The sequence below is a fragment of the Brevibacillus sp. SKDU10 genome (assembly GCF_001645205.1).
Taxonomy (GTDB): domain Bacteria; phylum Bacillota; class Bacilli; order Brevibacillales; family Brevibacillaceae; genus Brevibacillus_B; species Brevibacillus_B halotolerans.
The window spans coordinates 1-13,608 of the sequence record NZ_LSSO01000197.1 but is presented as its reverse complement, the minus strand read 5'-3'; the positions used below and the strand labels follow the sequence as shown (position 1 = coordinate 13,608).

Here is a 13,608-nt window from a genome sequence, read left to right as displayed (position 1 = left end):
TTTTTTATAAATCAAGCTATTTATTTTGGATTTTCTGTACAGGATTTCAAAGTATGCTGCGTATACTGTAGAGACGATTATGGAAGGCAGGTGATGGGACATGAAACAGGCTGCGACTATGACCAAAACGGTCGTTACAGAATCACCGGAGTCACCACATCGAATTCAATTTGTGTTTCATCATCCGGTTGTACAGCCGCTAAAGGAACCAGAGCCGTTAGCAGACACGGTACGATCTACTGCAAATGATCAAATCAAATCTGTTATTAATGAACTGGAAAAAATGATTGGACTAGATGAGGCAAAGCTTGTCATGTACGAGATTTATGCCCTCCTTAGAACGAACCGTGAACGCGCAAAGCATCAATTAAAGACAGAACAACAGGTATATCATATGGTGTTTAAAGGTAGTCCAGGAACGGGAAAGACTACGGTGGCCCGGATTTTTGGGAAGGTGCTCAAAGAGATGGGGATTTTAAGCAAGGGCCATTTAATTGAGGTGGAACGAGCCGATCTAGTGGGGGAGTTCATTGGACATACAGCGCAGAAAACACGAGATTTAATTAAAAAGGCTTTGGGCGGAATCTTGTTTGTGGATGAGGCTTATTCGTTAGCGCGCGGAGGAGAAAAGGATTTTGGCAAAGAAGCAGTAGATTGTCTAACGAAGGCAATGGAAGATCACAAAAACGAATTTATTTGCATTTTGGCCGGGTACACAGAGGAGATGGATGAGTTTTTGCAGATCAATCCAGGCCTGCCCTCGCGCTTTCCCATTCAGATTCACTTTACGGATTATGAGGTAGATGAGCTGATGGAAATTGCGGCGATCATGGTCGAGCAAAAACAATATGTGCTTACCTCTACGGCAAAAGAAAAAATGAAGCAGCATCTGATCCACCTGCTATCCGACCCTTTTTTGGAGTCATTTAGCAATGCTCGTTACATACGGAATATGCTGGAGAAGGCTATTCGGGCACAAGCTATGCGGTTGTTAAAGAGTTCTAACCCAAGCAAGGAAGAATTAATGAGCATACGAGCAGAGGACTTACAGGTAAGCAATCCTTTTTTGAACTGAAAGCCTGACGTTTAAAGGACGTAACATGTGTTTTTTAAATCTGGAGAACAAAGCTAGCCTCTCTCTAGATTTAACGGGTGAAGGATGAAAAGGATGACAAATGGGTAAAAAAGAAGGTATATTGATTACTAGCTAGTAAAAGAATGAATTAGGGCATACGTTTGCTAGACATGCGAACGGATGCCGTTCTTTTCGTCTGGGGACGTGGGAAGGAAGGTTACATATATGAGTGAATGGAATAAACAACAAACAGCTATAGTAGTTGGTTGTCTATTAGATCAGAGAGATGAGGAACGGATGCGGTTATCCCTAGAGGAGCTGGGAGAGCTAGCGCGGACGGCCGGTGTTGAAGTGCTAGAAGTTATTACCCAAAATCGCGAGCGTGTCGATTCAGCTTGGTATCTAGGAACGGGTAAAATTCAAGAGATTGCGGAATTAGCAGTAAGTCTGGATGTAGATGTTGTCATCTTTAATGATGAATTATCTGCTAGCCAAAATCGTAATTTGGAAGCGTTATTTGAGTGTCGAGTAATTGACCGCACACAATTGATATTGGATATTTTCGCGAGTAGAGCTAATTCGCGTGAAGGTAAGATTCAAGTAGAGCTAGCACAATATAGCTATTTACTGCCCAGACTTGCCGGGCAAGGAAATCAGATGTCCCGATTAGGTGGCGGTATTGGAACACGTGGACCTGGTGAGACAAAATTGGAAACAGACCGCCGTCACATTCGTCGTCGAATTAGTGAATTAAAGCAACAGCTAGATGATATTGTGCGGACAAGACAGCTTCATCGTGAGCGGAGGAAGAAAAACCATGTTTACCAAATCGCGCTGGTTGGTTATACGAATGCAGGCAAATCTACCTTATTAAATAATTTAACAAAAGCAGATACATTGCAAGAGGATAAATTATTTGCTACGCTTGATCCAACCACACGTCAGTTGGTTCTTCCTAGTGGAAAAGAAGTACTGTTGACGGATACAGTTGGTTTTATTCAAGACCTGCCGACTGCTTTGATTGCAGCTTTTCGATCCACATTAGAAGGGGTTCTAGAGTCAGATTTAATCTTACATGTGATCGACTGCTCCCATCCTGATTTTGAAGTTCATATGGAGGTTGTAGATCAGGTCTTAAAGGATTTAGAAGCTGAAGGCATCCCTCGATTAGTGGTATATAATAAGGCTGATCTGCTTGATATTGACAAGTATTTGCCGCACCTTGAAGATTCGATTCAGATATCAGCATTGTCTGAGCAGGATTTGCAGCGTTTATTAAATAGAGTCGAAGGAATTGTATTGACGGGATATGAAAGTGTCGATCTGATTATTCCGATGGAGCGTGGGGATGTAATCTCCATGATGCATCGAGCTGGACTAGAAATGGAGCAGGAATTCTCCGAGGATGGCACCGCTTATCATATTACGATACGTATTAAGCCAGATGAACCAATGTATGGGCGCTTGATTCCATATATGGTAAACCCACCAGCAATCAACGAAGAGGAATGGTAAGAGAAAGGTGAGAGAAAGAACATGTTTCAACTGTTTACGCACGGGGCGCAATTACGTCCGCTTGTGGAAGAGGTAGAAGAGATGATTGCCAAGCGACATCAGGAAGTATCCCGCTTGGTTGATTATAATCAATTAAAAGTATTGCGCTCATTTCAAAAGCATGAAGTGAATGAATTTCATTTTTCACCATCTACTGGCTACGGGTATGATGATAGTGGTCGAGCAACACTAGAATCTATTTACGCAGAAGTGTTTGGTGGAGAAGCGGCTCTCGTACGGCCGCATATTATATCTGGAACGCATGCGATTGCAATTAGTTTATTTGGAATGCTGCGCCCAGGAGATCACTTGTTATATATAACGGGCAAACCATACGATACGCTAGAAGAAGTGGTAGGAGTGCGTGGAGAAGGTCAAGGCTCATTGAAGGATTATGGGATTAGTTACGACTATGTACCATTATTAGAGGATGGAAGCATTGACTTTCATGCTGTAAGAACAGCGATTCGTCCCGAAACGAAAGTGATTGGGATTCAGCGTTCGCGTGGCTATGCGGATCGCCCGTCGTTTACGATTGCTAAGCTAGAGGAAATGATTTCTTTTGTGAAGGAAATACGCCCTGAATTATATGTGTTCGTGGATAATTGCTATGGGGAATTTACAGAGGAAAAAGAACCGCTACAGGTCGGCGCTGATATTATGGCTGGTTCACTGATTAAAAATCCAGGTGGCGGCTTGGTTAAAACAGGTGGCTATATTGTAGGACGCGAGGATTTGGTTACAATGGCGTCTTATCGTATGGCAGCTCCAGGAATCGGAGCGGAAGGCGGAGCGTCATTATACTCTTTATTGGAGATGTTCCAAGGGTTCTTCTTAGCTCCGCATGTAGTAGGCGAAGCGTTGAAAGGGGCGATTTTCTCGTCTGCCATGCTGGAAAAACTGGGTTTCCGTACTGATCCGTTGTGGCATGAACCACGAACTGATTTAATTCAGTCTGTAGAATTTGGAAGTGCACAACGATTAATAACCTTCTGCCAAGGTATACAGAAGGCGGCTCCTGTCGATTCGCATGTAACACCTTACCCTAGTCCAATGCCAGGCTATGCGGATGAGGTTATCATGGCAGCGGGCACCTTTATTCAAGGGGCTAGCATTGAGTTTTCTGCTGATGGTCCTCTACGTGCGCCTTATTTGGGCTTTGTGCAGGGAGGGCTTACGTACTCGCATGTAAAAGTGGGTATTTTAACAGCTTTAGATGGCATGATTGCAAAAGGGCTGCTTGATTTATAACATGTAACGATAAATATAATGAAATTATGCAGACAGCTATGAATGTCCAACATTTATAGCTGTCTTTTTGATATGGAGTAAAAGTGAAAACGAGCAGGACGTACAAATTTTTCAACCATATTATCTAATGGAATATATGGAATGTTCTGGTATATTTATAAGAAAGGGATATATGACAAGGGATGCGGTGAAATCATGCAAATTGAATCAGAGCAGCAGCGAAAAAAAGACCCGGAAATAGTATTCCGTGTAAATATTATGTTTTTAGCTGTTTTTATCTGTTTTGTAGTTGTCATTTTACGGCTAGCATATGTTCAAGTTGTTCAAGGAGAGCTATTTGCGCAAGAATTAGAAAAATACAGCCTCAAAGAACTTCCAATTCCTGCTCCAAGAGGTCATATTTTAGATCGCAATGGAGTAGTCCTAGTGGATAATAAACCTGTTTTCACTGTTAAATTTATGGATAGACCAGAAGAAAAAATAAACAAGGAGAGAGTAGCGGAGGAATTGGCTACCTTGCTTGATTGGATTCAAGAAGAGCGAGGTGATGATAAGAAGCTGGCTGACTTAGGAATTCAGCTACAAGCTAGCTTTCCCATCATATTGTCTTTTGAGGAACGTCAGAGACTGCGAACGCAAATACAGACAAAATTAGATGCATTGCCTTCACCAGAGAAAATGGAACTATTACAATCCGTAGAGTTACTCCGCCTAGCAAAAGAAGTGCATATACCAATCAAATATGCCTTTGCCGATGCAGAACGCGCTCAGGCTCTTGAGCTGTTGCGAAAAAAAACAGGAAAGGCCTTATCGTATGAGCAAGGGGCAAATGATCGGGTACTACTTGGCGAACTTCTGCAACAGCAGATTCCGTTTCCTTATCATTTGGAGAAAAAACAATCAGATGATCTTGTTCGCAAAATAAAAAGCTCCATTGAGATTTTACGTGCAACACCTGTTACGAAGCAAAGCGATCGAAAGCTAATTGAAAATGCACGCTTCTTTTTCTTAGATGTAAACCTAGGTCTGTCTGAGATACAACGTGAGCAGACTTGGCGAAAATTACTTGTTTTAGAGCGGATGGTAGGCATGGGTGTCCCAGCCTTCATGCCAAGACAGATCAAGCGAAATATTACAGGGGCTGAAGATGCTCGGATTGAGGAGCGATTAGCCCGATTGCCTGGTGTTTATGTAGAGGTGGAGCCGCTTAGAAAAGTAAAGACTGATGCAAACGGAGGGCCACTTGCGACACATATTTTGGGGTATATAAACTCCATTGATCCTCGCTTTGTGAAGGAGTATAAGTCCAAACAATATTCTGGGAATGAATTGGTTGGTGTAGCTGGCTTAGAAAATTATTACGAGTCGCAGCTACGGGGGAAAACTGGCGCCATGACTGTACAGGTAAATCGGAATTCAGAATTTGTCAACGAAACCATAAAGCGTGTTGCAGAGCCTGGTAATGATCTTATTCTTACTTTGGACTGGAGATTTCAAGATAAAGTAGAGGAAATCCTGTATAAAAACCTTTCGCAGAAAAATCTGAAAGTTGGGCATGCGGTGGTGATGGCTCCTGATACGGGGGAAATATTAGCTTTGGCAAATTATCCTGATTATGATTTGAATTTGTATTATGATCGAGAAACATTTCGTAAAGTGTATAAAACTGATATCTGGCCTTATGAAGATAATAAAATTACTCGAGGAGCCTATGCGCCAGGCTCGACCGTAAAGCCTATATCCGTGATGCTTGCCTTGCAGGAGGGGCTGGTTACTCCTTCTGAGACGATCATGGACAGAGGTGGTCTCTTTGTTGGAAATCGCTTCAAAAATAACTGGTTACGCTCTGGACATGGTGCAGTAGATGCAAGAAGGGCCTTACAGGTATCTAATAATACTTATATGTATGAGATGGGGCTTCGTTTAGCAAGAAAGGGGAATCGTGAAGGCAAGCATTATAGCGAACAATTTAATGTGTTAGATTACTATAACAGCCAATTCGGGCTAGGTGTAAAAACGGGAATTGATCTTCCGGGTGAGAAGACAGGGTACCTGGCAAACGACAAGTATTTAGGGAATTTAGTAGATGCATTTATCGGTCAATACAATAGCTTTACACCTATGCAGCTTTGTCAGTATGTCAGTACAATCGCAAATGGGGGTTATCGAATCAAACCTCATTTAGTCAAAGAGATTCGGAAGGGAGCAAGTAATCCAGCAGAACGAATAACATTGACCAAAGTGGAGCCATATGTTCTAAATAAGGTCGATATTGATGCCAAGTGGATAAAGGTAGTGCAGGAAGGTATGGCAAAGGTAACAAAGCCGAATGGGACAGCGTATCGTAACTTCAAGGGGTTTCCGTTTCCTGTGGCAGCTAAAACGGGTACAGCGCAAACGGGAGGGAACGCAGACAATGCGCTAATTGTCGGATATGCACCTGTTAAAAATCCACAGATTGCATTTGCAGTCGTTGTACCAGGTGGGGGGCATGGTGCTGATATGTCTGGAGTGATTGCAAAGCAAATTTTGGAGGAATATGTGAAAATGTATGGGATTGAGCAGTAATTCAAATGAATAAGAAATGAATCACAAGGGAGCATGTTCTCAGATCGTCTCGCTGTTCTACCGCAAATAAGGTAGTCAAGAGATCGTCGAGGGCATGCTTTTTTCTTGTTGTAAAAAAGTAATGTCAGATTTCCTAACATGTGTTGACAGATAATCTGCTATCAGTTAGAATTTGAACATAACAAAATGAAATGATTTGATTTGCTAGGAAGGGGAAGCAAAATGAGTGATGAAATCCGTCGCAACATGGCCCTTTTTCCCATAGGCATCGTTATGAAATTAACCGATCTGACTGCACGACAGATCCGGTATTATGAACAACACGGGTTAGTCACACCAGCTCGTACAGACGGGAAGCAGCGGTTATTTTCGTTTAATGACGTAGATCGTCTGTTAGAAATTAAACAACTGATTGATAAGGGGCTAAATATTGCTGGCATTAAACAGGTGATCCAATTGAAGGAGCCTGTTGTGGAGGCGCCGATCTTACCAGGAAAACCGGCAGCTCGTCCACAAATGGAGAAGAAGGAATTACTGCAATTATTGAAACAACAAGTGATAAACCCCAGTGCCAATCGCTTAAGTGAATCGGCATTGATTCGTGGAGAGCTTTCCAGGTTCTTCCACTAGATAGATGGGTACAAAAAATTGATGGATTTGGTCAAGGAGGAAGAGAGAATGAGCCGTTATACGAAAGAAGACATTATGCGTTTTGCTGATGAAGAGAATGTGAAGTATATCCGTTTGCAATTTACTGATCTAATGGGTATCAGTAAGAATGTTGAGATTCCGGTTTCTCAATTGCCAAAAGCGTTGGATAACAAGATGATGTTTGACGGATCTTCCATTGAGGGTTTCGTGCGCATTGAAGAGTCTGATATGTATCTTTTCCCAGATTTAGATACATGGGTGGTATTCCCGTGGGGAACTGAATTTGGAAAAGTGGCTCGTTTGATCTGTGATGTGTATATGCCGGATGGTAAACCGTTTGAAGGTGATCCCCGTTATATTTTAAAAAAGGTAATGAAAGAAGCAGAAGATCTTGGCTATACGGATTTTAACGTTGGTCCAGAGCCTGAATTCTTCTTGTTTAAAATTGATGAAAAAGGCGAGCCTACTCTCGATCTGAATGACCAAGGCGGATATTTTGACTTTGCACCATTAGACTTGGGTGAAAACTGTCGCCGTGATATCGTTCTAACTTTAGAGAAAATGGGTTTTGAAATCGAAGCTTCTCATCATGAAGTAGCACCAGGGCAACATGAAATTGATTTTAAATATGCAAATGCGTTGCATGCAGCTGATCAAATTCTGACGTTTAAACTGGTAGTTAAAACAATTGCGCGTCAACATGGTTTGCACGCAACCTTTATGCCAAAGCCATTGTTTGGTGTAAGTGGATCTGGTATGCATGCTCACCAATCCCTATTTATTGGCAAAGAAAATGCATTCTATGATGAATCTGATGAGCTAGGTCTAAGTCAAACAGCAAAATACTATCTAGCTGGTCTTTTAAAGCATGCAAGAGGATTTGCAGCAATTACAAATCCACTAGTGAACTCTTACAAACGCCTTGTACCAGGCTATGAAGCACCTTGCTACGTGGCATGGTCTGCAAAAAATCGCTCTCCATTAGTACGTATCCCTGCATCACGCGGATTGGGGACTCGTTTGGAAGTGCGTAATCCCGACCCGGCAGCGAATCCGTACTTGGCACTAGCTGTTATGTTGAAAGCTGGTTTGGATGGAATCAAGAACAAATTAGAATTGCAGCCTGCTGTTGATCGCAACATCTATGTGATGAACGAAGCTGAACGCGAAGCAAGCGGTATTGATAGCTTGCCATCTACGCTAAAAGAGGCGATCGAATGTCTGAAAGCAGATAGTGTTATCTGTGAAGCGCTAGGTGAGCATGCCGCGTTACACTTCATCGAAGCGAAGGAAATTGAATGGGATATGTTCCGCACACGTGTTCACGAGTGGGAGCGTAACCAATACATGTCACTGTAAGAAGTGGCAACCCCTTGCGTCTGTAGGCGTGAGGGGTTTTCTTGTTTGTGGGTTATAGGGTTGAAAAAGTCTCCACCCACATACGCACCCACAAAACATCCACATTTTTTTCAATTAGTCGTAAATATTTTGCATATACTCTTCGAATTTGCTTATCGAATCAGTTTCGATTTTTTTAGATATGTGGGCGTATACGTCTGATGTGATTCGAAGGCTGCCGTGTCCGAGACGCTCTTGAATGTATTTCATATCTACTCCTGTTTCTAAAAGCAAAACTGCGTGAGTGTGTCGTAAAGAATGTATGGGCATTGAGGGAATGCCTGCTCTTGTTAAAATCCTTGAGAAGGCGTTGAATAGATAAGATTTAGGAATGAAGCTCCCATCATTTCTACATAGAACCGAGTTAAGATCATGATGGTAGAGATCGTTTAGCGCTAACTTGTTTTGATTTTGATATTTTGCATGATTGATCAAATCATTAACTAAGTTTTTACTAATATGAATCGTTCTAACAGAGTGATAGGTTTTTGTATCGCCAAAGAGCTCACGTCTATCCGTGGCGGAAAAATCGAGCGTTTTGTTGATGCTGATGTTCATTTGTTTTAAATCAATGTCAGACCATTGAAGTGCAGCAGCTTCACCTTTTCGCATTCCAGTCTCAATTAAAAGCTTGAAGTAAATCCAATAGATGTAATTATATTGATAAGCTTGTTGCAAAAAAAAGGGTATATCTTTTGACTCCATAAATTTTAAAGTCTGTACTTTTTGTTGACCTTTAATAGTTGCACCGATACATGGATTTTTCTCAATCTTCCCTAATGTAACAGCCCTGCTCATTGCATTATGCATGGTAGAGTGTACTAACCCAACTGAACGTTTGCTGTAGAGTAGCAACTATATTATCAGTAAAGCGATTTCTCTCGTCCATTGTCCACGTGCCTTCGTCATAGAAGCCAGTCCAGTAAAAGACACGAGTGTTATATGAGGAGCCTTCTGAAGGTCCTTTGAATTCTTCTTGTACAGTGAACTCTTTGAAAACTTCTACTCCAATTTGTGATTCAACTTCACTAGCTGCTGATGCTGGAGTATTTGCTCCTGCTGTAACGCTTGACTTTATTCTAGTTTGGGAACTTACCTTACTTGCTTCTTTTGAAGTAAGGGTTATTGTTTGGCCTCTCGCCACCGAAATAATTTGTATTGCTTTGGTTGGTTGATCGCTTCGAGTCGTTCTTAACACAGGAGAATCATAATAAGTAAACACTCCTTGAGGAGCAATCTTGCTTGGGGTGGTGTTGCTTTAGGGAGTAGACCGAGGAGTAGAATTTTCAGCTTCAAACACATCATGAATGGTAATCTCAGAAGCATCACCCGCTTGCTTTACAATTGCATTAATTTCTTCTTCAGAAACTTTACCGCGGAGGCTATCGGGGATATTTACACGAATGTCTTGATTATTTTCCCCTTTTAATTCTACTGCGGTGTTGGATTCTGCATAAGCACTAGTAGGAAGTGAAATAGAGAGAAGACTAAGCACACTCATAGCTGTAACTACAGTAGTTGCAAACCTCTTCATAAACATATTAACTCCATATTGAATTTTCTAAAATTAAGAATATATTATAAAATATGGATTTAAATGTATATTGGACTAGTACCATTTCTAACCATTGCATAATCTCCTCATCATTAATAAAATAAGAACACACATTCGTATTTCAGAGGGGATGTTTTGATGGCTAGCAAAATTCTTGATCCACTTGTAACGAAATTCATCTTGCCAGAACATGCAGAAATGTTACGTCAGTATCACGAGGATAAGAAACTGATCGAGAAACCGATCATTGAAGAGGATGAGCTGGCCGAGTTTTGCTACAGGATATCTGACTCACGTCAGTATGACTATGCCCTTACAATTAGCTGGTGGAAAGAAACGAAAGAGGGCAGAGGCGTTATAGAATCCGCTTGGGGATGGGTAGATAAATTTGATTCCCAATTTAAACAGATCAAGCTAAAGAACGATGAGGATTTTTGGTGGATACCTGTAGAAGATGTGATTAGTGTAGAGGCCTAAGCAGTGTATCTTATAACTACATACAATATATTACCTGTGGTAACAGGTATACAGCAAACACCCCTCCAGACTATCTATGGTGGGGTGTTTGCCTTTAACTTTCAATAGCTTTTCAAACGGTTTCTATCTATGTATGTTAGAGACGCTCGTCCGAAAGTTCGAGTACATCCGAAATCTCAACGTCAAGCACTTCGCATATTTTTGCAAGAGCTGCAACCGCCCCGGTTTGATTGATGCTCATGCTATAAATGTTTCCAATATGTTATTGATATTTAAAACAATAACTATTATGATAATTTATGTAAAAAATTAGCATATATTACCAAGGGGAAAAATGAAAAAAGTTATTTTATCTAGTGCTCTTGTTTTATCAGTAATGGCCTCATCTAGTATTCCTGTTTTTGCTCTGGATGAATCTAATCAAATTGTTGAAGCAGAAACCATTGAAGACAGTCAAGGAAATAAATATAAGATTGAGATTTTAGAGGATAATGATAGCCTAAGAGTAGTTAGAGTAGAAAGTGAAAATCGAATTACTGAGGCTGCATATGATAAAATGAATCATACTGTTAGAGTTCGATGAAGATGGCATCAAAACACAGGTCTCTATAGCAGACCCTGAGAAACAGGTAAAGAAAGAAAAAGACAGACAAAAACGGTCGGCGAAAAATATAGTACGGGAAGCACGTGATATGTGGTATGGTTATTATTATGTAGTCGATAAGAGTGGTGGAAAAAAATATTGGGATGTCGGGAACGGTAAAGAAGGCACCTATGTAAAACAAACGTCAAGCAACAAAGCCGACTTAGTTGATTTTGAGGATAAAGTTCTAGATTTAATAAAAGCAGAGACTGCGTTGATAGCAAACTCAACTGTTTCAACCGCGGCATTTATGGCAAGTGTAAAAGGCATTAAATCAGGTTGGGGCGAGGATAGACTGATCGCTTTTTTTGCAAGTGCTGGTTTTGGTATGGCAGCAGCCATTAACGCTGCGGATGTGGTTTTAATTGAAATAAAAACAGCACGTGCATTTGATAATATTATGGAAAAGTAGTGAATGAAATGACAGCATACAATTGGGTTATATTCCTTCTACCTTTGATTATATTTCTTAATCTAGCAATTCTTCCTTTTCTCTTAAAGGGTAAATTCGAAAGGTTACGAAAAGTGCTCTATATTGTAAGCATTGTAGTAGCGTCGCTCTCGTTTATCACATTTATATATTCTATTTATCATATAATGGCTTTTTCTGTTTTTTAAACAATTACATTGGTAATCTCGATCGCCGCGTTGGTACAAGCCGTGAAAAAACACAATTAGTCGTCGGATAGCCGGCGGCTTTTTCTATTTGGAAGGAAATCTACAACTCTATAGATTGTATTGCCTGTGGGGCAGGGGTACAGCTGTGGCTTTGAAATAAAGTCACGATGTTTAAAGTAACGTCGCGACGTTTATAAAAATGTTGCGATGCTTTTCCCATTTTTGATTAAAGAATACTAAGTGAGTTTTAATCAAATTTTTTATAAAATAGAATGCTCAATCAAAAAAATGAATTCATTTTGATAGAACTTTTTTCAAAACGGATTCATTTTTATGTGTTATAGAATAAGAATTTGTGGGATATTTTTAACCAATCTTTATTTCACAGTTACATATAAAAGGGACCATTTACAATATAGTAGCCAGGTCTAACGACACGAGGCATAGGACGACAATCTAAAGGTGGGAACTGAAGAAATGAATCGACACCATGTATCATCCAATCACAAGTTGGCCTGCTCCACCAAGTTTTATCATCACCAGGTGTATATCGGCCAACATGAAGATGCGGCCCTGTAGTATAACCAGAATTATCTACAAAACCGATTAATTGACCTCGTTGAACGGAGTCTCCTATCTTTAGGTATTGCCTATTCCAACGCCATGGACGACCCCCGGGACCAACCCTGGGATCAACCCTGAGATCAACCTTGGTAGCTCGTGCCATGTGATTGTACTCTGTGAAAAACCCATCTTGACCTCGGATTACAACATTATTAGCATACTGTGGGCAGTCTGGAGTTGGACAATGGGGTCTGTTTGTTCTTATATCAGCTATTACACCCGATTCCATAGCATAAACTGGTGTGCCAAATGTAATGCCTGGAAACACCAAGTCTTTTGAACCTGGATGTCCTGGATGGCAGCCAAGCGAGATGGTGACTTTTTCAGTCGTTTTAAATGGATGTGTGCAGTATATTTTCATAAGTTTATCTCTCCTCTAATAAATGATGTTTTCAGTATATTTGACATTATTTTGTCCTGCTTGTGGGCTATTGTGGATTTTATATAAAATCACAATGTTTATAAAAAAGATATGATGTATGTTTGAAAAGAGCCACAGGGTAGGGCTCTATATGATATTTTTTGCTCGCGATTCTGTTTCTCTGATACCATTCGCCGTAATGCTTTTGGCACAATCCTTTGGTCTTGCTAGGGTGCTCTTCTTCGTTATCGAGTAAACAAACATAGCAAGTTGCTTTCCTTGCTGAGTCCATCAGTGAGGTAATCTCAGAAAGTTTTTTTGTATCCGTTTTTTCGGATTCAAGTATGTCAGAAACTTCTGCCACCAAGGAAGAGAAGCGCTTTTTCGACCTGAAAAGTTTTTTATAGTTCTTTTTCATTTCTGAACTCTCGCACTTAATTCATCAAAAATCCTCTGCACATTAGCAACTGTTTCTGTTTCCCGTTCTGACAACCACGCGAGCGTTCGCTTCTCACTTTCTGTTAACTCACGGCCTAGCGCATACAGAGTGCTCTGCATAGTAACCTTTATCAACAACAAATTTATCATCTGCTTTTAGAAAAGGAGCCATACTGTTGCCTTCAACAATAAATACGCTTGTAGTTGATTGTGGTTTAAATTCTCCCACAGAAGAGAGTAACACCATTAATATCATAAAAACTTTCATCAGAACCATCTTTCCATATATTTACTTTAACTAAGGATAGCATAAAAAGATGATTCAGATTGAGATATTTTCAGGATTTTTATATCCAATTTATACCTAATCTAAGGGGGAAGCACAATGACCGAAC

At 40.6% G+C, this 13,608-nt stretch carries 13 protein-coding genes and 1 pseudogene; 9 read left to right on the top strand and 5 right to left on the bottom strand.

Features of this window, described 5'->3' with window-relative positions:
• The first annotated feature begins 100 nt into the window (after window positions 1–100).
• From AYJ08_RS19965 to glnA, 6 genes are all read left to right on the top strand, one after another.
• Window positions 101–1,075, top strand: coding sequence for an AAA family ATPase (locus tag AYJ08_RS19965; protein ID WP_064019162.1), 975 nt, complete (start codon window positions 101–103; stop codon window positions 1,073–1,075).
• A gap of 225 nt (window positions 1,076–1,300) precedes the next feature.
• On the top strand, window positions 1,301–2,590 hold the full coding sequence (hflX, locus tag AYJ08_RS19960; protein WP_064019161.1) for a GTPase HflX: 1,290 nt from the start codon (window positions 1,301–1,303) through the stop codon (window positions 2,588–2,590).
• A 21-nt stretch (window positions 2,591–2,611) separates the two neighbouring features.
• Window positions 2,612–3,880: a methionine gamma-lyase family protein gene (locus AYJ08_RS19955; protein ID WP_064019160.1), complete on the top strand. Its 1,269-nt coding sequence runs from the start codon at window positions 2,612–2,614 to the stop codon at window positions 3,878–3,880.
• A 195-nt stretch (window positions 3,881–4,075) separates the two neighbouring features.
• Window positions 4,076–6,448, top strand: a complete 2,373-nt coding sequence (locus AYJ08_RS19950) for a peptidoglycan D,D-transpeptidase FtsI family protein (protein WP_064019164.1) — start codon at window positions 4,076–4,078, stop codon at window positions 6,446–6,448.
• A gap of 222 nt (window positions 6,449–6,670) precedes the next feature.
• Entirely contained in the window at window positions 6,671–7,078 is a 408-nt protein-coding gene (locus AYJ08_RS19945; protein WP_031413833.1) for a MerR family transcriptional regulator, read from the top strand.
• Window positions 7,079–7,126: 48 nt separating this feature from the next.
• Window positions 7,127–8,458, top strand: coding sequence for a type I glutamate--ammonia ligase (glnA, locus tag AYJ08_RS19940; RefSeq protein ID WP_031413834.1), 1,332 nt, complete (start codon window positions 7,127–7,129; stop codon window positions 8,456–8,458).
• A 114-nt stretch (window positions 8,459–8,572) separates the two neighbouring features.
• Here the strand turns inward: glnA and AYJ08_RS19935 are convergent.
• From AYJ08_RS19935 to AYJ08_RS19925, 3 genes and pseudogenes are all read right to left on the bottom strand, one after another.
• Window positions 8,573–9,343, bottom strand: a pseudogene (locus tag AYJ08_RS19935) (site-specific integrase); the annotation flags it as partial.
• Window positions 9,300–9,695 carry a hypothetical protein gene (locus AYJ08_RS19930; RefSeq protein ID WP_064019159.1) on the bottom strand — a complete coding sequence of 132 codons (396 nt, stop codon included), beginning with the start codon at window positions 9,693–9,695 and terminating at the stop codon, window positions 9,300–9,302. The pseudogene AYJ08_RS19935 and the gene AYJ08_RS19930, both read right to left, overlap by 44 nt.
• A 60-nt stretch (window positions 9,696–9,755) precedes the next feature.
• The gene (locus tag AYJ08_RS19925) at window positions 9,756–10,031 is read right to left on the bottom strand and encodes a hypothetical protein (RefSeq protein ID WP_064019158.1); all 276 of its coding nucleotides are present in this window, start codon (window positions 10,029–10,031) and stop codon (window positions 9,756–9,758) included.
• A gap of 159 nt (window positions 10,032–10,190) precedes the next feature.
• Here AYJ08_RS19925 and AYJ08_RS19920 point away from each other — a divergent pair, with 159 nt between their 5' ends.
• The 3 genes from AYJ08_RS19920 to AYJ08_RS24610 all read left to right on the top strand — a co-directional run bounded on the left by AYJ08_RS19920 (window position 10,191) and on the right by AYJ08_RS24610 (window position 11,584).
• The gene (locus AYJ08_RS19920) at window positions 10,191–10,529 is read left to right on the top strand and encodes a YolD-like family protein (RefSeq protein ID WP_064019157.1); all 339 of its coding nucleotides are present in this window, start codon (window positions 10,191–10,193) and stop codon (window positions 10,527–10,529) included.
• Window positions 10,530–10,863: 334 nt separating this feature from the next.
• Window positions 10,864–11,112: a geobacillin-26 family protein gene (locus AYJ08_RS24615; RefSeq protein ID WP_231929181.1), complete on the top strand. Its 249-nt coding sequence runs from the start codon at window positions 10,864–10,866 to the stop codon at window positions 11,110–11,112.
• Window positions 11,090–11,584, top strand: coding sequence for a geobacillin-26 family protein (locus tag AYJ08_RS24610; RefSeq protein WP_369799694.1), 495 nt, complete (start codon window positions 11,090–11,092; stop codon window positions 11,582–11,584). The genes AYJ08_RS24615 and AYJ08_RS24610 overlap by 23 nt, the downstream gene beginning before the upstream one ends.
• A gap of 594 nt (window positions 11,585–12,178) precedes the next feature.
• Here AYJ08_RS24610 and AYJ08_RS19910 read toward each other — a convergent pair.
• Both AYJ08_RS19910 and AYJ08_RS23670 read right to left on the bottom strand, forming a co-directional pair.
• Complete coding sequence (locus AYJ08_RS19910; protein ID WP_064019156.1) at window positions 12,179–12,775, bottom strand: M23 family metallopeptidase; 597 nt, start codon at window positions 12,773–12,775, stop codon at window positions 12,179–12,181.
• Window positions 12,776–13,189: 414 nt separating this feature from the next.
• A complete protein-coding gene (locus AYJ08_RS23670; RefSeq protein ID WP_157452900.1) occupies window positions 13,190–13,354 on the bottom strand; it encodes a hypothetical protein in 165 nt (54 codons plus the stop codon).
• Between the last annotated feature and the right edge of the window lie 254 nt (window positions 13,355–13,608).

Bases quoted from the DNA above. Each gene is read 5' to 3' on its own strand.
- AYJ08_RS19965 (WP_064019162.1), top strand. From the start codon at position 101: ATGAAACAGGCTGCGACTATGACCAAAACGGTCGTTACAGAATCACCG.
- hflX (WP_064019161.1), top strand. From the start codon at position 1,301: ATGAGTGAATGGAATAAACAACAAACAGCTATAGTAGTTGGTTGTCTA.
- AYJ08_RS19955 (WP_064019160.1), top strand. From the start codon at position 2,612: ATGTTTCAACTGTTTACGCACGGGGCGCAATTACGTCCGCTTGTGGAA.
- AYJ08_RS19950 (WP_064019164.1), top strand. From the start codon at position 4,076: ATGCAAATTGAATCAGAGCAGCAGCGAAAAAAAGACCCGGAAATAGTA.
- AYJ08_RS19945 (WP_031413833.1), top strand. From the start codon at position 6,671: ATGAGTGATGAAATCCGTCGCAACATGGCCCTTTTTCCCATAGGCATC.
- glnA (WP_031413834.1), top strand. From the start codon at position 7,127: ATGAGCCGTTATACGAAAGAAGACATTATGCGTTTTGCTGATGAAGAG.
- AYJ08_RS19925 (WP_064019158.1), bottom strand. From the start codon at position 10,031: ATGAAGAGGTTTGCAACTACTGTAGTTACAGCTATGAGTGTGCTTAGT.
- AYJ08_RS19920 (WP_064019157.1), top strand. From the start codon at position 10,191: ATGGCTAGCAAAATTCTTGATCCACTTGTAACGAAATTCATCTTGCCA.
- AYJ08_RS24615 (WP_231929181.1), top strand. From the start codon at position 10,864: ATGAAAAAAGTTATTTTATCTAGTGCTCTTGTTTTATCAGTAATGGCC.
- AYJ08_RS19910 (WP_064019156.1), bottom strand. From the start codon at position 12,775: ATGAAAATATACTGCACACATCCATTTAAAACGACTGAAAAAGTCACC.